The sequence below is a fragment of the Lelliottia nimipressuralis genome, assembly GCF_041464075.1.
Taxonomy (GTDB): Bacteria; Pseudomonadota; Gammaproteobacteria; order Enterobacterales; family Enterobacteriaceae; genus Enterobacter; species Enterobacter nimipressuralis.
Genome location: NZ_CP167172.1, coordinates 1,979,320 through 1,996,350, shown reverse-complemented (window position 1 = coordinate 1,996,350; position 17,031 = coordinate 1,979,320). Strand labels below are relative to the sequence as shown.

Below are 17,031 nucleotides of genomic sequence, written 5' to 3'. Positions count from 1 at the left end.
AGGCGTCGTCCGACGCCTGAAACTTTCAAAGAAAACTCCTAATTTAGTCTTAACCCTTAAGTGGGTTGTTTACGTCTTTATTTATCCGTTTATTATTCGAGCGAATTACCCTACTGATAAAATTTACTTTTAAAAATGGAAGCTTATTAAATGACAGTTCAGGATTATTTATTAAAATTTCGCAAGATCAGTTCTCTCGAGAGCCTGGAAAAACTGTTTGATCATTTGAACTACACGCTGACCGATAATCAGGACATCATCAATATGTACCGCGCTGCCGATCATCGTCGCGCAGAGCTGGTTTCCGGCGGTCGTTTGTTCAATATCGGCGAAGTCCCTAAATCAGTTTGGCGCTACGTGCTGTAAGACGGTAGCCATCGGCGCGAAATGTTATATACTCACGCCCCGGTAAATTTGCCGGGTATCATTTCGTGCAGACTGAGGGAGATAACATGACCGCATCGCCTGGAGAAAAAATCGGAGGCTGGTTACTCGCCCCGCTCGCCTGGTTACTGGTGGCTTTGTTAAGCGCATCGCTTGCGCTGCTGCTGTATACAACGGCTCTTGTGACGCCGTATGCGCTTAAGAATCTGACCTCCCAGAGCACAATGAATATTGCGCTGTGGTTTATCTCCTTCGGTTTTGCCATTGCTATGTGGTATTACACCCTTTGGCTGACCATTGCGTTCTTTAAACGCCGTCAGAAAGTGCCTAAGCACTATATTATCTGGCTGCTGATCTCTGTGCTGTTGGCGATCAAGGCCTTTGCCTTTTCACCGGTTTCGGACTTACTGGCAGTGCGCCAGCTGCTGTTCCCGCTGCTGGCCGCCGCGCTTTTCGCGCCCTACTTCAGGCGTTCCGCCCGGGTCAAAAAGACCTTCGTGAACCCGTAATAACCCTACAGTTATCCTGTTGTCGCCCGTTGTGGTTTATCCGATAATAGGCGGCTTTTTTATTTCAGGCTAAATAATGACCGATTACTTACTGCTCTTTGTCGGAACTGTGCTGGTGAATAACTTCGTGCTGGTGAAGTTCCTTGGCCTGTGCCCGTTCATGGGGGTTTCCAAAAAGCTGGAAACCGCAATGGGCATGGGACTGGCAACCACCTTCGTGATGACACTGGCCTCTATTTGCGCCTGGTGGATTGATACCTGGATATTGATCCCCCTCGGCCTGATCTATCTGCGCACGCTGGCGTTTATTCTCGTGATTGCCTTTGTGGTGCAGTTTACGGAAATGGTGGTGCGCAAAACCAGCCCGGCGCTCTATCGCCTGCTTGGCATTTTCCTGCCGCTGATTACCACCAACTGCGCCGTGCTCGGCGTGGCGCTGCTCAACATCAACCTTGGGCATAATTTCCTGCAATCGGCCCTGTACGGTTTCTCCGCGGCGGTCGGTTTCTCGCTGGTCATGGTGCTGTTTGCCTCTATCCGTGAACGCATGGCCGCTGCCGATATTCCGGCGCCTTTTCGCGGTAACGCCATTGCACTGGTCACCGCTGGTTTGATGTCTCTGGCCTTTATGGGCTTCAGTGGTCTGGTGAAGTTGTAATGAATGCTATCTGGATTGCCATCGCCGCCATCAGCGTGTTGGGGCTGTTTTTTGGCATTATTCTGGGTTACGCCTCGCGCCGGTTTGCGGTTGAAGGCGATCCTGTCGTCGAAAAAATCGATGACCTCCTGCCGCAAAGCCAGTGTGGGCAATGCGGCTATCCTGGCTGCCGTCCCTATGCTGAGGCGGTAGGCAACGGTGAAAAAATTAACCGCTGTGCGCCGGGTGGCGAAGCCGTGATGTTAAAAATCGCGGCGCTGCTTAACGTCGATCCGCAGCCCGTTGATGGCGACGAGAGCGCACAAGAACCTGCGCGCGTGCTGGCGGTCATCGACGAAGAAAACTGCATCGGCTGCACCAAGTGTATTCAGGCCTGCCCGGTGGACGCCATTGTTGGCGCAACCCGCGCGATGCACACCGTGATGGCGGATCTCTGTACGGGCTGCAATCTTTGTGTGGCCCCCTGCCCGACGCAATGCATCGAGCTGCGTCCGGTCGAAACGACTCCCGACAGCTGGAAGTGGGATCTTCAAACCATTCCGGTTCGTATAATTCCTGTGGAACACCATGTTTAAGTTATTTTCTGCGTTCAGAAAAGAGAAGATTTGGGATTTCGACGGCGGGATTCATCCGCCAGAGATGAAAACCCAGTCCAGCGGCACGCCGCTGCGCCAGATTCCGTTAGCAAACCGGTTCGTCATGCCGCTAAAACAGCACATCGGTGCGGAAGGCGAGCTATGCGTGAAAGTCGGTGACAACGTGCTGCGCGGTCAGCAGCTGACCTTTGGACGCGGGCGTATGCTCCCGGTCCACGCACCGACCTCCGGGAAAGTGGTGGCGATTGCCCCTCACACGGTTCCCCACCCTTCGGCACTGGCCGAATTAAGCGTCATGATCGAGCCGGACGGTGAAGACCGCTGGATCGACCGTGACGGCTGGAGCGATTACCGCGCCCAGAGCCGCGAAGCCCTGATCGAGCGCATCCACCAGTTCGGCGTGGCCGGTCTTGGCGGCGCAGGCTTCCCGACCGGCACCAAGCTGCGCGGTGGTGGCGATAAAATTCAGACCCTGATTATCAACGCCGCAGAGTGCGAGCCATACATCACCGCTGATGACCGCCTGATGCAGGACTGCGCCGCGCAGGTCGTCGAAGGGATTCGCATCCTCTCCCATATTTTGCAGCCGCGCGAAGTGCTGATCGGCATTGAAGATAACAAACCGCAGGCGATCTCCATGCTGCGTGCGGTGCTGGCGGGCAGCCACGACATTGGCCTGCGCGTTATTCCCACTAAATACCCGTCCGGCGGCGCAAAACAGCTGACGCAAATTCTGACCGGGAAACAGGTTCCGCACGGCGGCCGCTCTTCTGACATTGGCGTGCTGATGCAAAACGTCGGTACGGCTTACGCGGTGAAACGCGCGGTGATCGACGGGGAACCGTTGACCGAGCGCGTAGTGACGCTCACCGGCGAGTCCGTTTCGCAGCCGGGTAACGTCTGGGCGCGGCTGGGTACGCCGGTGCGTCATTTGCTGGAGCAGGCTGGCTTCTGTCCGGGCAGCGATCAAATGGTCATCATGGGCGGGCCGCTGATGGGCTTTACCCTGCCCTGGCTGGACGTTCCGGTCGTCAAAATCACCAACTGTCTGCTTGCCCCCTCCGCAAGCGAGATGGGCGAAGAGCAGGAAGAAAAAGGCTGTATCCGCTGTAGCGCCTGCGCCGACGCCTGTCCGGCCGATCTGCTGCCGCAGCAGTTGTACTGGTTCAGCAAAGGCCAGCTGCACGATAAAGCCACAGCCCACAATCTGGCCGACTGCATTGAGTGCGGGGCCTGCGCCTGGGTCTGCCCAAGCAGCATTCCGCTGGTGCAGTATTTCCGTCAGGAAAAGGCCGAGATCTACGCCATTTCGCTGGAAGACAAACGTGCCGCCGAAGCCAAAGCCCGCTTTGAAGCGCGTCAGGCGCGTCTTGAGCGTGAGAAACTGGCGCGTCAGGAACGTCATAAAAAGGCTGCCGTTCAGCCAGCCGAAAAAGATCAGGATGCCATTAACGCCGCGCTCGCGCGGGTGCGTGAGAAGAAAGCCTCTGCCGCACAGCCGGTGATCATTCCAGCCGGTGAAAAACCAGACAACAGCGAAGCCATCGCCGCGCGTGAAGCGCGCAAAGCGCAGGCCCGCGCCCGTCAGGCAGAAAAAGCCCAGGACGCACAGCCGAACGCTGAGAGCGATCCGCGTAAAGCAGCGGTTGAAGCGGCGATTGCTCGCGCCAAAGCGCGCAAAGCGGAGCAACAGGAAAAGAGCGTCGAACAGGAAACCCCTGTCGATCCGCGCAAAGCCGCCGTTGAGGCCGCCATTGCTCGTGCGAAAGCGCGTAAAGCGGAACAACAGGAAAAGAGCGTCGAGCAGGAACCGCCTGTCGATCCGCGCAAAGCCGCCGTTGAGGCCGCCATTGCTCGCGCCAAAGCGCGTAAAGCGGAGCAACAGGAAAAGAGCGTCGAGCAGGAACCGTCTGTCGATCCGCGCAAAGCGGCCGTTGAAGCCGCCATTGCTCGCGCCAAAGCGCGTAAAGCGGCCCAGCAGGACCCCGAACCCGCCGCCAATGACGACCCACGCAAAGCCGCAGTCGCCGCCGCGATTGCACGCGTTCAGGCTAAGAAAGCCGCACAGCAGGCAGTAAACGAGGATTAAATGGTTTTCAGAATCGCAAGTTCCCCTTACACCCATAACCAGCGCCAGACGTCGCGCATTATGATGCTGGTCTGCCTGGCGGCCTTACCGGGCATTGCCGTGCAGCTCTGGTTTTTTGGCTGGGGGACGCTGTTTCAGATTGTTCTCGGCTGCGTCAGTGCGCTGGCCGCCGAAGCGCTGGTGCTTAAGCTTCGCAAAATGCCTGTTCCCCGCATTCTCGCCGATAACTCAGCCCTGCTGACGGGTCTGTTACTGGCGATCAGTATTCCGCCGTTTTCCCCCTGGTGGATGGTGGTGCTGGGCACCGTTTTCGCGGTCATTATTGCCAAACAGCTGTACGGCGGCCTGGGGCATAACCCGTTTAACCCGGCGATGATCGGCTATGTGGTCTTACTGATCTCCTTCCCGGTGCAGATGACCAGCTGGCTGCCGCCGCACGAGATTGCCGCGACGGTACCGGGATTTATGGATGCGCTTCAGGTGATCTTTACCGGCCACACGGCAACGGGTGGCGACATGACCACCCTGCGTATGGGCGTGGATGGTATCAGCCAGGCGACGCCGCTCGACACCTTTAAAACGTCTTTGCATGCCGGTCATAGCGTTGAGCAGATCATGGCGTACCCAATCTACAGCGGTGTGCTGGCGGGCGCTGGCTGGCAGTGGGTTAATATCGCCTATCTGCTGGGCGGCGTGTTCCTGCTGTGGAAAAAGACGATTCGCTGGCACATTCCGGTGAGCTTCCTGGTGACGCTGACGATCTGCGCCACGCTCGGCTGGATGTTCTCGTCCGAGCCGCTACCAAGCCCGCAGATGCATCTGCTCTCCGGTGCAACCATGCTGGGTGCCTTCTTTATTCTGACCGACCCGGTGACCGCATCGACCACCAACCGTGGACGCCTCATTTTTGGCGCGCTGGCGGGGCTGCTGGTCTGGCTGATCCGCAGTTTTGGCGGCTATCCGGATGGCGTGGCGTTCGCCGTACTGCTGGCCAATATCACGGTGCCGCTCATCGACTACTACACGCGTCCTCGCGTGTATGGCCACCGCTAAGGGATTCGCCATGCTGAAAACAATGCAAAAACACGGCGTGACGCTGGCGATCTTCGCCGCTGCCCTGACGGGGCTGACCGCGCTGGTGAATGAAATGACCAAAACGACGATTGATGAACAGGCATCGAAACAGCAAAAGGCGCTGTTCGATCAGGTGATCCCGTCAGATTTCTACGATAATGACCTGCAGAAAAGCTGCTTTATTGTGCAGGCGCCGCAATTAGGCAAAGGTGAACACCGCGTTTTCATCGCCCGTAAAGGGGATACCGCCGTGGGTGCCGTGATGGAAGCGACCGCACCGGACGGCTACTCTGGCGCGATTCAACTGCTGGTCGGCACCGACTTCTCTGGTACGGTTCTCGGTACCCGTGTGACGCAGCACCACGAAACGCCAGGTCTGGGGGATAAAATCGAGCTTCGCCTCAGCGACTGGATTTTACATTTTGCCGGAAAAGTGATTCACGGTGAGAATGACACCGCCTTTGCAGTCAAAAAAGACGGCGGTGAGTTCGACCAGTTTACTGGCGCGACCATCACCCCACGCGCCGTGGTGAATGCGGTGAAACGCGCGGGGCTGTACGCCGAAACGCTGCCTGCGCAAATCAACAATCTTCCCGCCTGTGAGGAGTAATCATGAGCCAGGTTAAAGAGGTTATTGTCCAGGGTCTCTGGAAGAACAACTCCGCGCTGGTCCAGCTGCTGGGGATGTGCCCGCTGCTGGCGGTGACATCCACTGCCACGAACGCCCTCGGCCTTGGACTGGCGACCACGCTGGTGCTGACCCTGACCAACCTGTCGATCTCCGCCCTGCGTCGCTGGACACCGTCGGAAATTCGTATTCCGATTTACGTGATGATCATCGCCTCGGTGGTGAGCATCGTGCAGATGCTGATCAACGCTTACGCGTTCGGCCTTTATCAGTCGCTGGGGATTTTTATTCCGCTGATTGTGACCAACTGTATCGTCGTGGGCCGCGCGGAAGCTTTTGCGGTGAAGAACGATCCGCTGATCTCGGCGCTGGATGGCTTTGCCATCGGTATGGGCGCCACCTGCGCGATGTTTGTGCTGGGCTCAATGCGTGAGATCCTCGGTAACGGTACCCTGTTTGACGGCGCTGACGCACTGCTGGGCGGCTGGGCGAAGGCCCTGCGTATTGAGGTCTTCCACACGGATACGCCGTTCCTGCTGGCGATGCTGCCGCCGGGCGCATTTATTGGCCTTGGTATGATGCTGGCGTTAAAATACCTCATTGATGAGAGACGTAAACGCCGCGCCGCCGAGCGTAGCGTGCAGGAAGGACTCCCTGAGAAGGCTGTATGAATAAAGAGAAACGCATCACGATCCTGACTCGTCTGCGTGATAACGACCCGCATCCGACAACGGAGCTGAATTTCAACTCCCCTTTTGAGCTGCTGATCGCGGTGCTGCTCTCCGCCCAGGCTACCGACGTGAGCGTCAACAAAGCGACGGCGAAGCTCTACCCTGTCGCCAATACGCCGCAGGCGATGCTGGAGCTGGGTGTGGACGGCGTGAAGTCGTACATCAAAACCATTGGTCTGTTTAACAGCAAGGCCGAGAACGTGATTAAAACCTGCCGCATCCTGCTGGAACAGCATGGTGGCGAAGTGCCGGAAGACAGAGCCGCGCTGGAAGCGCTGCCTGGCGTGGGGCGTAAAACCGCCAACGTGGTGCTCAATACCGCTTTCGGCTGGCCGACCATTGCTGTCGATACGCATATTTTCCGCGTCTGTAACCGCACGAATTTCGCACCGGGTAAGAATGTCGAGCAGGTTGAAGAAAAACTGCTGAAGGTGGTGCCGGCGGAGTTTAAGGTGGATTGCCACCACTGGCTGATCCTGCACGGACGTTATACCTGTATCGCCCGTAAACCCCGCTGCGGTTCGTGTCTGATCGAAGATTTATGCGAATATAAAGAGAAAGTGTACGCCTGAATTTCCGTCACCTACCTCCTCTGCTCAGTATATCAATCCCTTACTAAAGGAAGGTCTAACCGTAAACCTTCCTTTTGCCCATTTATTATCCGCTTCGTTCACTTTCAGACCTCTTGATTGTTCGGTTCATTAACACCCTGGCAGGTTAATTGTTTTTTCGTCAGCGAAATTTTCTATACATCTGTGATCGCGATCACTCTGATAACGTCATGTTGGATTTTTGTATATAAAAACCCACTAAGCCCTTGCGTGAACAAGCTATGACCGATCGTTCACAACAGATTAAACCAGTTGATTTTCAGATTATGGACCATATCACTACCACAATGACCATATAGCAGAACATATCGCCGTACAGCCCTTTTTTACGGGTCTCAGCAGTGAAAAAAACCACCAATTCTCATGCTGAAAGATTTAACGCTAAATAACATTTGTCTGACCCGCGTATTATACCACTGTGGTTATATGTAACAGAGTATTACAAACACCTTGCCAGATGGGTCAGGATAGTGAACATTACCCGCCGTTTCCCCTCCCAATATAACTATAAGGCGAATGGACTCCGGTCAATTACGCTATGAACACCCCCGTTAATATGGGATGTAAAAAAAGAGGTATATGTGTCTACTGCAAACAATAAACCAACAGAAGAGAGCGTAAGTTTAAACGCTTTCAAACAGCCTAAAGCGTTCTATCTCATCTTCTCTATCGAGTTATGGGAGCGTTTTGGCTTTTACGGCCTGCAAGGGATTATGGCTGTTTACCTGGTTAAACAACTGGGTATGTCCGAAGCGGATTCCATCACGCTGTTCTCCTCTTTCAGTGCACTGGTTTACGGCCTGGTCGCCGTCGGCGGCTGGTTAGGCGATAAAGTTCTTGGCACCAAACGCGTGATCATGCTCGGCGCCATCGTTCTGGCTGTCGGCTATGCGCTGGTTGCGTGGTCCGGTCACGATGCTGCGGTTGTCTACATGGGTATGGCGACAATTGCTGTCGGTAACGGGCTGTTCAAAGCGAACCCGTCCTCCCTGCTTTCTACCTGCTACAGCAAAGATGACCCGCGTCTCGACGGTGCATTCACCATGTACTACATGTCGGTGAACATCGGTTCCTTCTTCTCTATGCTGGCAACACCGTGGCTGGCAGCGAAGTTCGGCTGGAGCGTAGCGTTCTCACTCTCCGTTGTCGGTATGCTGATCACCGTGGTTAACTTTGCCTTCTGCAAACGCTGGGTCAAAGACTACGGTTCTAAACCTGACTTCGAACCGGTTCACATGGGCAAACTGCTGGCGACTATCGTGGGCGTCGTGATCCTCGCCACCATCGCCACCTGGCTGCTGCACAACCAGGGCGTTGCTCGCGCGGTACTGGGCGTGGTTGCTCTGGGTATTATCTGCATCTTCGCGAAAGAAGCGTTCGCCATGCAGGGCGCTGCGCGTCGTAAGATGATTGTGGCCTTCATTCTGATGCTGCAGGCGATTGTCTTCTTCGTGCTGTATAGCCAGATGCCAACGTCCCTGAACTTCTTCGCCATTCGTAACGTTGAGCACGCCATTCTGGGTATCGCGTTCGAACCTGAGCAGTTCCAGGCACTGAACCCGTTCTGGATCATGATTGGTAGCCCGATTCTGGCCGCTATCTACAACAAGATGGGCGACCGTCTGCCGATGCCGCACAAATTCGCCATCGGTATGGTGCTGTGCTCTGGCGCATTCCTGGTACTGCCGCTGGGCACCAAGTTCGCGACCGACGCGGGTATCGTGTCTGTTAACTGGCTGATTCTGAGCTACGCGCTGCAGTCTATCGGTGAGCTGATGATCTCGGGTCTGGGTCTGGCAATGGTTGCACAGCTGGTTCCACAGCGTCTGATGGGCTTCATCATGGGTAGCTGGTTCCTGACTACTGCGGGTGCCGCTATCATCGCTGGTAAAATTGCAAACCTGATGGCCGTTCCAGAAAACGTCACCGACCCTCTGGTCTCCCTGGAAGTGTACGGTCGCGTATTCATGCAAATCGGTATCGCCACCGCAATTATCGCCGTGCTGATGCTGCTGACTGCACCTAAACTGAATCGTATGACCCAGGACGACGACAAAACCGCTAAAGCGACGGATACCGCCACCGCGTAATTGTCATCGGGAAACGACTGAAGAGAAGCCGCTAACTGTGCGTTAGCGGCTTTTTTTTTATTCTGCCGCGCATTACCATGACCTTAATCTCAGCAAAAAGGAGTTACCGATGAAACTGTTCTACAAACCAGGCGCATGCTCTCTTGCTTCACACATCACCCTGCGCGAGAGCGGTAAGGATTTCACGCTCGATAGCGTCGACCTGATGAAAAAGCGTCTGGAGAATGGCGAGGATTATTTCGCGATTAACCCGAAAGGACAGGTTCCGGCTCTGGCGCTGGACGACGGCACGTTGCTCACCGAAGGCGTCGCCATTATGCAGTTCTTGGCCGATTCAGTACCCGATCGCCATCTGCTGGCGCCGACGGGCAGCATTTCCCGCTATAAAACCCTCGAGTGGCTGAACTACATCGCGACTGAGCTGCATAAAGGCTTCACGCCGCTGTTCCGCCCGGATACGCCTGAAGAGTACAAACCGACCGTTCGTGCCCTGCTGGAGAAAAAACTGCAGTACGTTAATGACGCCCTGAAAGACGATCAGTGGATTTGCGGCCAGCGCTTCACCATTGCTGACGCTTATCTGTTTACGGTTCTGCGCTGGGCGCGGGCAGTGAAGCTGAATATGGAAGGATTAAGCCATATTGCGTCGTATATGGAACGCATGGCGGCACGTCCGGGCGTGGCGGCGGCGCTGAAAGCGGAAGGGTTGAACTAAGATATCTCTGCATTGCCCGGCGGCGCTGCGCGCTTGCCGGGCACTGTTTTTAAAGCTGCGTCGCGCTAAAGTAGTGCTCCGGCTTCGCAATACGCTCCTGCGCCGCCACAACCTGCAACTCATACTCATCCATCTGTTTCGTCGCGATCATGATTTCATAGACCGCTGCGGTCACATGCTCCAGCGCGTCGCGCAGGGATGCCCCCTGCAACAGTTTCACCAGCAGTAACCCACTCGTCACATCGCCCACGCCCACCGGCTGGCGAGCGCCAAAGTCCACCAGGGGACGGCTGATATGCCAGGCGTCGTCTTTCGTCACCAGCAGCATTTCAAAGCGGTCCAGGCTAAACCCCGCGCGCGCCAGATGTTTCACCAGCACAATCTCCGGCCCCTGAGCTATCAGCTCACGTGACGCTGTCACGGCTTCTTCTACGTTGTTAACCGGATGCTCGCAGAGAATTTCCAGTTCGATGAGATTTGGCGCGATGATATCGCTTGCCGGCATCGCATGACGCACATGAAACTCCGCCACACCCGGCGCCACGATGCACCCTTTTTCCGGATGGCCCATCACCGGATCGCAGAAAAATTTGGCTGACGGGTTTGCCGCTTTAACCTGACGTACGATACCCAGGATATGTTCGCCCTGCTCCGCCGATCCCAGATATCCGCTTAAAACGGCGTCACAGCGCTTTAGCTGATCGATATCCGCGATACCCTGCACAATCTCCGTCAAATGCGATGCAGGCAGCACGCAGCCTGTCCATTTACCGTATTGTGTGTGATTGGAGAACTGAACGGTGTTGAGCGGCCAGACGTTGGCCCCAAGGCGACGCATCGGGAACTCTGCGGCGCTATTGCCGGCATGGCCAAAAACAACGTGGGACTGAATGGCGAGGATGTTATTCATTTTTCTTACCACAACCCTGAAAAAATAAAGGGGCGTGGTTTCCCACGCCCCTCAAACACTTGTGATTACTTCCAGCAAACCAGACAGTAATTCTTCTTACCGCGACGCAGCAGGGTGTATCGCCCGTACAGACGATCGCTCTCAGCGAAGGTGTATTCCGGATCGGCCTGCTTCTCACCGTTGATGGTGATGGCATTGGAGGCGATGGTCTTACGCGCCTGACCACGGGATGGCTGCAGCTCGGAATCGACCAGCGCCTGCATCAGATCGGCGCCCTTTTCCATCTCAACCATTGGCACGCCATCCTGCGCCAACTGCTCGAAATCTTCCACGCTCAGATCGCTCAGGGTACCGTTGAACAGACTGGCAGTGATGCGTTTCGCCGCCGCCAGACCTTCTTCACCGTGTACCAGGCTGGTGACCTGATCGGCCAGCACATATTGTGCGCGAGGCGCTTTACCGCTGTTCTTGTCTTCTTCTTCCAGAGCATTGATCTCTTCGATGTCCATGAAAGTGAAGAACTTCAGGAAGCGATAAACGTCCGCATCGGCGGTGTTGATCCAGAACTGGTAGAATTTGTACGGGCTGGTTTTCTTCGGATCCAGCCAGACTGCGCCGCCCTCGGTTTTACCGAACTTGGTGCCATCAGCTTTGGTGATAAGCGGTACAGTCAGACCGAATACCTGGTTCTGATGCAGACGACGCGTCAGGTCGATACCGGACGTGATGTTGCCCCACTGGTCGGAGCCACCAATCTGCAGCGCCACGCCGTGCAGTTTGTTCAGACAGGCGAAGTCATAACCCTGCAGCAGGTTGTAGGAGAACTCGGTAAAGGAGATGCCCTGATCGTCACGGTTCAGACGCTGCTTCACCGCTTCTTTGTTGATCATCTGATTAACGGAGAAGTGCTTGCCGATATCACGCAGGAAGGTCAGCACGTTCATGTTGCCAAACCAGTCGTAGTTGTTGGCAGCAATCGCAGAGTTTTCACCGCAATCGAAGTCGAGGAATGGCGCAACCTGCTTGCGAATTTTGTCCACCCACTCCTGCACGGTATCTTCCGTATTCAGTTTACGCTCGGCGGCTTTAAAGCTTGGGTCACCAATCAGACCGGTTGCACCACCCACCAGCGCCACAGGCTTATGGCCCATCTGCTGGAAGCGTTTCAGGCATAACAATGGAACTAGATGCCCCAAGTGCAAGCTGTCAGCGGTGGGATCGAAGCCGCAATAGAGCGCGATCGGGCCTTGCGCCAGTCGCTCTGCTAACGCTACTTCGTCCGTCACCTGGGCCACCAGGCCCCGCTCTTGCAATTGTTTAATCAAGTTACTGCTTGCCATCAAATTCTCCATGTATAAACGACTGCACCTCTGTCGGTACACGACTTTTCGCCTAGCGCGAAAGAGACATAGAATAAAGCGCCAGCCCATCCAGCGCTAGCGCTTAAAACAACAAATTTCGAGGATTACGGGGCCAGTCGGTCGATTTTCCACGCGTCGTTGTCGCGCTGGTATAAAAAGCGGTCATGCAGACGGTGTTCGCCGCCCTGCCAGAACTCCATCTGCTCGATGGGGACGCGGAAACCGCCCCAGAAGCTTGGCAAAGGCACTTCGCCCTGCTGGAATTTTTGTTTTAGCTCGAGGAATTTGCTCTCCAGCACGCCGCGTGCCGAAATGCGGCTCGATTGTTTCGAAACCCAGGCGCCAATCTGGCTGTCGCGAGGACGGCTGTGGAAATACTTCAGCACTTCGAGCGTTGAGAGGCGTTCGACTTTCCCTGTCACCATCACCTGACGCTCCAGCATGTGCCACGGGAACAGCAGGCTGATGCGCGGATTGTTTTCCAGATGGTGAGCTTTACGGCTGCCGAGGTTGGTATAAAACACCAGCCCTTTTTCGTCGTAATGTTTCAGCAGAACGATACGCTGGTAGGGCTGGCCGTTCTCATCGACGGTGGCGACGACCATGGCGGTCGGATCGGCCAGTTTGGCCTCACAGGCCTGTTTCAGCCAGCGCTCAAAAAGTACGAGGGGTTCAGCGGGAAGATCCTGGCGACGCAGGCCGCCTTTGGTGTACTCACGGCGCAGATGCGCAATTTGCTGCAATTCATCGTTATCTGACATGGCGTTAGCTGAAATTAGAATTGGGTGGCGCTATTGTGCGCCGCCCCTGTAAAAATCTCAACGCTTCGGATTTTGCAGCACGCAGTTGTTGAGCACTACGCGGTCGCGTTTGTAGACGGTGGCATCGTCACCTTTGGACCAGAATACGTAGATCCCGTCCGTGTAGCGCGCGCCGGAGGCGGACATACCCTGTTTCAGGTTCAGCATTTTATTGTCGTAGATGAAACTGGCTTCCTGACGCGGATTATTGAGCTTCACGGTCAGTGGTTTTTCATCACAGCGATACTCGAGGGTGTCGGTATTGAGGCGATCGACAACCTGGTTGTAGTAGCTACAGCCCGCGAGTAAGAGAGGGGCAAACGTAAGAAGAAGTTTTTTCATGAGCCTGTTCCGAAGACTATCCTGGTCATGGAGGGTGAAGTCACCCTCCTGTATTCCTTTCGATTTTAACGGCAACGGGCAGGGCTGGAATTCAGTTAACTCTGATTATGCCGTGGATTGGCCGGAAAAATCGCCCCCAGCACGCTGGCTTCGCGCGCACCGGTAACAGAAGGCAGATTCCCCGGCAGACCGGCGACCGTACGCCAGGCAAGCCAGGCGAAGGCCAGGGCTTCCATATCGTCGCCGCTGATGCCTGCCGCATCGGTAGTGGTCACCTCGGTGCCAGGTAACAGCCCGGCGAGGCGCGCCATCACCAGCGGATTTCGGCTGCCACCGCCGCACACCAGCAGTCGCTCACAGCCACCGCTCAGCAGGACTTGCTCCGAAATCGAGATTGCCGTCAGCTCCACCAGCGTCGCCTGCACATCCTGCGGGGCCAGCGCCGGGAACTGCGCCAGCTGGCGCTCAAGCCAGCCGTAATTGAAATATTCGCGCCCCGTACTTTTTGGCGCAGGCGCGGCGAAATAGGGATCGCTCAGCATCGTTTGCAGCAGTGGAATAATGACTTTTCCCTCGCACGCCCATTGCGCGTCTTTGTCGTACGCTTTGCCACGCTGACGCCAGATCCAGGCGTCCATCAGCATATTGCCAGGCCCGGTATCGTAACCGCGCACCGGTCGCCCAGGAATGAGCATCGACAAATTGGCGATGCCACCAATGTTCAACACCATGCGGCGTTCATCCGGGTGCGCCAGCAGCGCCTGGTGAAACGCCGGAACCAGCGGCGCGCCCTGCCCACCAAGGGCGATGTCGCGACGGCGGAAATCTCCCACGACCGTCACACCTGTTTTGGCGACGATCTGGTTATTATCGCCAATTTGCATCGAATGCGGCGCGTCGCCAAGCGGTTCGTGCCACACGGTTTGCCCATGACAGCCAATCGCCACGATGTCCTTTGGCTGAAGATTTTCCTGTTGCATGAGCGCCAGCACCGCATCGGCAAACAGCGATCCCAGCTGCACATCTAGCCGCCCAAGTTGCGAAAGGGTCAGCTGCTGTCCCTGGCAAATGCTCAGAATCGCTTCTTTCAGTTCAACGGGAATCGGCCAGCTCAGGCTTGCCTGCTGCGCCACCATGTTTTCATCAATTGCAGCAAGGACAACATCGACTCCGTCAAGACTGGTGCCTGACATGACACCGATATAACGACCCGATTTCATGCGCTTTCCTTAGGTTATCTGGGCTTGGGGTCACCACTCCACCATAAATGAAGGGGTATTTCTATGACCGGCTAATATTTTTTAACAATGTCCGATCTCAAGCACCCCGCCTCTTCCGTTTATGTCTCGTTAAGTCAAATTCAAGTACAATTTTCCTATTGTTAGTGCAAAGATATGATCTATGGCTCTCAATGCCATATAATTTAGCCATAACGGATGCTCAGTTTGAGCGTTGTTGGTGAACAGGAGATTCAAATGATTTTACGTGTACTGGGCGTTTCACTGATTGGTTTAACACTGGCTGGCTGCGTCAATAACGATTCCCTTTCGGGTGACGTTTACACCGCCTCCGAAGCCAAGCAAGTTCAGAACGTCACTTACGGTACTGTTGTTAACGTTCGCCCGGTTCAGATCCAGGGTGGCGATGACAACAACGTGATTGGCGCGATTGGTGGTGCTGTGCTGGGTGGCTTCCTGGGTAACACCGTCGGTGGTGGCACCGGACGTTCTCTGGCGACTGCCGCAGGTGCTGTTGCGGGTGGCGTAGCGGGTCAGGGTGTTCAGGGTTCGATGAACAAAACCCAGGGCGTTGAGCTGGAAATCCGTAAAGATGACGGCAACACCATCATGGTTGTGCAGAAACAGGGTAAAACCCAGTTTGCTAGCGGCCAACGTGTGGTCCTGGCAAGCAACGGTAGCCAGGTGACTGTATCCCCACGCTAATTCCATAATGGATGTGGCCTCAGGGTCACATCCATTACTCTTGAATGTATTTCGATTAATTAACCCCCTAAAACACATTCACCGTGTGAATTAATTACTTCCCCTTCTCTTGTTCCCGCGCAAAGTATTTTATCTCTTATTACATTATCCTCCGCGTTCATCTTCTTTTCTTAATAACGCATTATCTGTCAGTTAACAACCGTATGATCGTGATAAACCGATATCTGGGAAACCGCTACGTTTCCTTCTTGCTTGCCTGTCTGGTCTTTTATGGAATATTACATACTCTTTATTTAAAAACAGAGAGTATTATTCCGAGCCTTTCGCCATTAATTTTTCCTACGCTAACGATATTTCTTTTAGTCTTTCATCTGTTTATTGCTTTTTTTATGCTGATGAAATACTGGTGCGATAAAAACCGGATTTTCCTGCTCGCCATCGCCTTTGCCTTCGCGGGCTCCGCGGTGCTGATGCTGGGAACACTGAGCAGCTTCCCGGCGTGGCTCACCTCGTTCGGTCTGCATCGCATTAATTATAACGACGCGATGATTTTCTTCATGTTCCGCAACGTGATGATGGCCTTCCTGATCACATGCGCGGCGGTACTTTACACCCTGCGCCATCATGTATTACCGCGCCGTGTACATGTAATAATTATTATCTGTTTATTTCTGTTTACCGTTTCAATGATTACTCTTGCGTGGATTTATTCGAGCCACAGTACATTACTTTCGATAGATCTGGTCAGTGATGACACCCGGCAGATGACAATATTATGGAATCAAGTGATTAATCTCATTCTGATTATTTTCTGGATTGTCACATTAATTACCATGCTGATCATCACGCGTCTGCGCAATGAATTTTGGATCAGCGGCAGCTTTTTGTGTGTCTGCTATATGATCACGCTGGTCACCCTGTTTGCCAGTGATTATGTGGGGGGATTTGCCTGGTATAGCTCGCGTCTGTTTGAAACGACCGCCACGTTGCTGATTATTTTTACCCTGCTGCACGATGTCTTCAGTCTGTACCGCGATTCCCATCTTAAATATCAGCAGTCTTATCAGAACTCGATTCGCGATGCCCTGACGCGTCTCTACAACCGCAGCTACTTCTACGAATCCTTGAACCATTTGCTTAGAACCACCAGCGCCAGTAAACCCGTGTCGGTGATTGTCAGCGATCTCGATCGCTTCAAGCGCATCAACGACACCTACGGTCATCTGCAAGGCGACAAAGTGCTGCAGTTTGTTGCCAATCTGCTGATGGATTCGGTCCGTCCTCAGGATATTGCCGCGCGCATTGGCGGCGAAGAGTTTGTCTTGCTGCTGGAGAATACCCCGTCAGAGGCGGCACGACAGGTGGCCGAGCGGATCCGTATCCTGCTGAGCAGTTTCGATCGTGAAACCACCCACGGACAGCTTCCGGAGCCAATCACTATCAGCATGGGCGTGTATACCGCGACGTCATCAGCGGTTACAGCTGAAGAGTGCGTCGAGCGTGCGGATAAGGCGATGTATGAGGCTAAAGAGACGGGGCGCAACCGGGTGGTGGTGTACCGCTAAAAAGAAAGCCTTGCGATGCAAGGCT

18 protein-coding genes are annotated in these 17,031 nt (G+C 54.8%); 13 read left to right on the top strand and 5 right to left on the bottom strand.

All coding sequences use genetic code 11. The features are described from left to right. Positions 1 to 150 precede the first annotated feature (150 nt). The 11 genes from ydgT (at position 151) to gstA (ending at position 10,085) form a co-directional block, all read left to right on the top strand. On the top strand, positions 151 to 366 hold the full coding sequence (ydgT, locus tag ACB496_RS09385) for a transcription modulator YdgT (RefSeq protein ID WP_064325909.1): 216 nt from the start codon (positions 151 to 153) through the stop codon (positions 364 to 366). An 86-nt stretch (positions 367 to 452) separates the two neighbouring features. Continuing rightward, positions 453 to 893: a DUF2569 domain-containing protein gene (locus tag ACB496_RS09380; RefSeq protein ID WP_100780380.1), complete on the top strand. Its 441-nt coding sequence runs from the start codon at positions 453 to 455 to the stop codon at positions 891 to 893. Positions 894 to 969: 76 nt separating this feature from the next. After that, a complete protein-coding gene (gene rsxA, locus ACB496_RS09375; RefSeq protein ID WP_100780381.1) occupies positions 970 to 1,551 on the top strand; it encodes an electron transport complex subunit RsxA in 582 nt (193 codons plus the stop codon). Continuing rightward, complete coding sequence (rsxB, locus tag ACB496_RS09370; protein WP_100780382.1) at positions 1,551 to 2,126, top strand: electron transport complex subunit RsxB; 576 nt, start codon at positions 1,551 to 1,553, stop codon at positions 2,124 to 2,126. Before rsxA ends, rsxB begins: the two co-directional genes overlap by 1 nt. Beyond that, positions 2,119 to 4,236, top strand: coding sequence for an electron transport complex subunit RsxC (gene rsxC, locus ACB496_RS09365; RefSeq protein ID WP_371975029.1), 2,118 nt, complete (start codon positions 2,119 to 2,121; stop codon positions 4,234 to 4,236). Before rsxB ends, rsxC begins: the two co-directional genes overlap by 8 nt. After that, positions 4,237 to 5,289 (top strand): electron transport complex subunit RsxD, encoded by a 1,053-nt coding sequence (rsxD, locus tag ACB496_RS09360; RefSeq protein WP_107703690.1) that lies wholly within the window; start codon positions 4,237 to 4,239, stop codon positions 5,287 to 5,289. A 10-nt stretch (positions 5,290 to 5,299) separates the two neighbouring features. After that, the gene (rsxG, locus tag ACB496_RS09355) at positions 5,300 to 5,920 is read left to right on the top strand and encodes an electron transport complex subunit RsxG (protein WP_100780385.1); all 621 of its coding nucleotides are present in this window, start codon (positions 5,300 to 5,302) and stop codon (positions 5,918 to 5,920) included. Between the two features lie 2 nt (positions 5,921 to 5,922). Next, positions 5,923 to 6,609: an electron transport complex subunit E gene (locus tag ACB496_RS09350; protein ID WP_371975028.1), complete on the top strand. Its 687-nt coding sequence runs from the start codon at positions 5,923 to 5,925 to the stop codon at positions 6,607 to 6,609. Beyond that, a complete protein-coding gene (gene nth, locus ACB496_RS09345) occupies positions 6,606 to 7,241 on the top strand; it encodes an endonuclease III (protein WP_107703691.1) in 636 nt (211 codons plus the stop codon). The genes ACB496_RS09350 and nth overlap by 4 nt, the downstream gene beginning before the upstream one ends. A 620-nt stretch (positions 7,242 to 7,861) precedes the next feature. Continuing rightward, positions 7,862 to 9,370 (top strand): dipeptide/tripeptide permease DtpA, encoded by a 1,509-nt coding sequence (gene dtpA, locus ACB496_RS09340; protein WP_100780388.1) that lies wholly within the window; start codon positions 7,862 to 7,864, stop codon positions 9,368 to 9,370. 109 nt (positions 9,371 to 9,479) lie between these two features. After that, positions 9,480 to 10,085 (top strand): glutathione transferase GstA, encoded by a 606-nt coding sequence (gstA, locus tag ACB496_RS09335; protein ID WP_100780389.1) that lies wholly within the window; start codon positions 9,480 to 9,482, stop codon positions 10,083 to 10,085. A gap of 49 nt (positions 10,086 to 10,134) precedes the next feature. On the opposite strand, the gene pdxY is transcribed toward gstA, so the two are convergent. The 5 genes from pdxY to anmK all read right to left on the bottom strand — a co-directional run bounded on the left by pdxY (position 10,135) and on the right by anmK (position 14,718). After that, complete coding sequence (gene pdxY / locus ACB496_RS09330) at positions 10,135 to 10,995, bottom strand: pyridoxal kinase PdxY (RefSeq protein WP_371975027.1); 861 nt, start codon at positions 10,993 to 10,995, stop codon at positions 10,135 to 10,137. Between the two features lie 65 nt (positions 10,996 to 11,060). After that, on the bottom strand, positions 11,061 to 12,335 hold the full coding sequence (tyrS, locus tag ACB496_RS09325) for a tyrosine--tRNA ligase (protein ID WP_100780391.1): 1,275 nt from the start codon (positions 12,333 to 12,335) through the stop codon (positions 11,061 to 11,063). Positions 12,336 to 12,460: 125 nt separating this feature from the next. Then, positions 12,461 to 13,117 (bottom strand): pyridoxamine 5'-phosphate oxidase, encoded by a 657-nt coding sequence (gene pdxH, locus ACB496_RS09320; protein ID WP_100780392.1) that lies wholly within the window; start codon positions 13,115 to 13,117, stop codon positions 12,461 to 12,463. Between the two features lie 57 nt (positions 13,118 to 13,174). Further along, a complete protein-coding gene (gene mliC, locus ACB496_RS09315) occupies positions 13,175 to 13,498 on the bottom strand; it encodes a C-type lysozyme inhibitor (protein ID WP_100780393.1) in 324 nt (107 codons plus the stop codon). Positions 13,499 to 13,593: 95 nt separating this feature from the next. Continuing rightward, complete coding sequence (anmK, locus tag ACB496_RS09310) at positions 13,594 to 14,718, bottom strand: anhydro-N-acetylmuramic acid kinase (RefSeq protein ID WP_100780394.1); 1,125 nt, start codon at positions 14,716 to 14,718, stop codon at positions 13,594 to 13,596. A gap of 255 nt (positions 14,719 to 14,973) precedes the next feature. Between anmK and slyB the strand changes: the two genes are divergently transcribed. Further along, positions 14,974 to 15,441, top strand: coding sequence for an outer membrane lipoprotein SlyB (gene slyB / locus ACB496_RS09305; RefSeq protein ID WP_100780395.1), 468 nt, complete (start codon positions 14,974 to 14,976; stop codon positions 15,439 to 15,441). Positions 15,442 to 15,644: 203 nt separating this feature from the next. Then, positions 15,645 to 17,006, top strand: coding sequence for a GGDEF domain-containing protein (locus ACB496_RS09300; protein WP_371975026.1), 1,362 nt, complete (start codon positions 15,645 to 15,647; stop codon positions 17,004 to 17,006). Positions 17,007 to 17,031 lie beyond the last annotated feature (25 nt).

Coding starts and splice junctions, on each gene's coding strand:
- ydgT (WP_064325909.1), top strand. CDS start 151: ATGACAGTTCAGGATTATTTATTAAAATTTCGCAAGATCAGTTCTCTC.
- ACB496_RS09380 (WP_100780380.1), top strand. CDS start 453: ATGACCGCATCGCCTGGAGAAAAAATCGGAGGCTGGTTACTCGCCCCG.
- rsxA (WP_100780381.1), top strand. CDS start 970: ATGACCGATTACTTACTGCTCTTTGTCGGAACTGTGCTGGTGAATAAC.
- rsxB (WP_100780382.1), top strand. CDS start 1,551: ATGAATGCTATCTGGATTGCCATCGCCGCCATCAGCGTGTTGGGGCTG.
- rsxC (WP_371975029.1), top strand. CDS start 2,119: ATGTTTAAGTTATTTTCTGCGTTCAGAAAAGAGAAGATTTGGGATTTC.
- rsxD (WP_107703690.1), top strand. CDS start 4,237: ATGGTTTTCAGAATCGCAAGTTCCCCTTACACCCATAACCAGCGCCAG.
- rsxG (WP_100780385.1), top strand. CDS start 5,300: ATGCTGAAAACAATGCAAAAACACGGCGTGACGCTGGCGATCTTCGCC.
- ACB496_RS09350 (WP_371975028.1), top strand. CDS start 5,923: ATGAGCCAGGTTAAAGAGGTTATTGTCCAGGGTCTCTGGAAGAACAAC.
- nth (WP_107703691.1), top strand. CDS start 6,606: ATGAATAAAGAGAAACGCATCACGATCCTGACTCGTCTGCGTGATAAC.
- gstA (WP_100780389.1), top strand. CDS start 9,480: ATGAAACTGTTCTACAAACCAGGCGCATGCTCTCTTGCTTCACACATC.
- pdxY (WP_371975027.1), bottom strand. CDS start 10,995: ATGAATAACATCCTCGCCATTCAGTCCCACGTTGTTTTTGGCCATGCC.
- tyrS (WP_100780391.1), bottom strand. CDS start 12,335: ATGGCAAGCAGTAACTTGATTAAACAATTGCAAGAGCGGGGCCTGGTG.
- pdxH (WP_100780392.1), bottom strand. CDS start 13,117: ATGTCAGATAACGATGAATTGCAGCAAATTGCGCATCTGCGCCGTGAG.
- mliC (WP_100780393.1), bottom strand. CDS start 13,498: ATGAAAAAACTTCTTCTTACGTTTGCCCCTCTCTTACTCGCGGGCTGT.
- anmK (WP_100780394.1), bottom strand. CDS start 14,718: ATGAAATCGGGTCGTTATATCGGTGTCATGTCAGGCACCAGTCTTGAC.
- slyB (WP_100780395.1), top strand. CDS start 14,974: ATGATTTTACGTGTACTGGGCGTTTCACTGATTGGTTTAACACTGGCT.
- ACB496_RS09300 (WP_371975026.1), top strand. CDS start 15,645: ATGATCGTGATAAACCGATATCTGGGAAACCGCTACGTTTCCTTCTTG.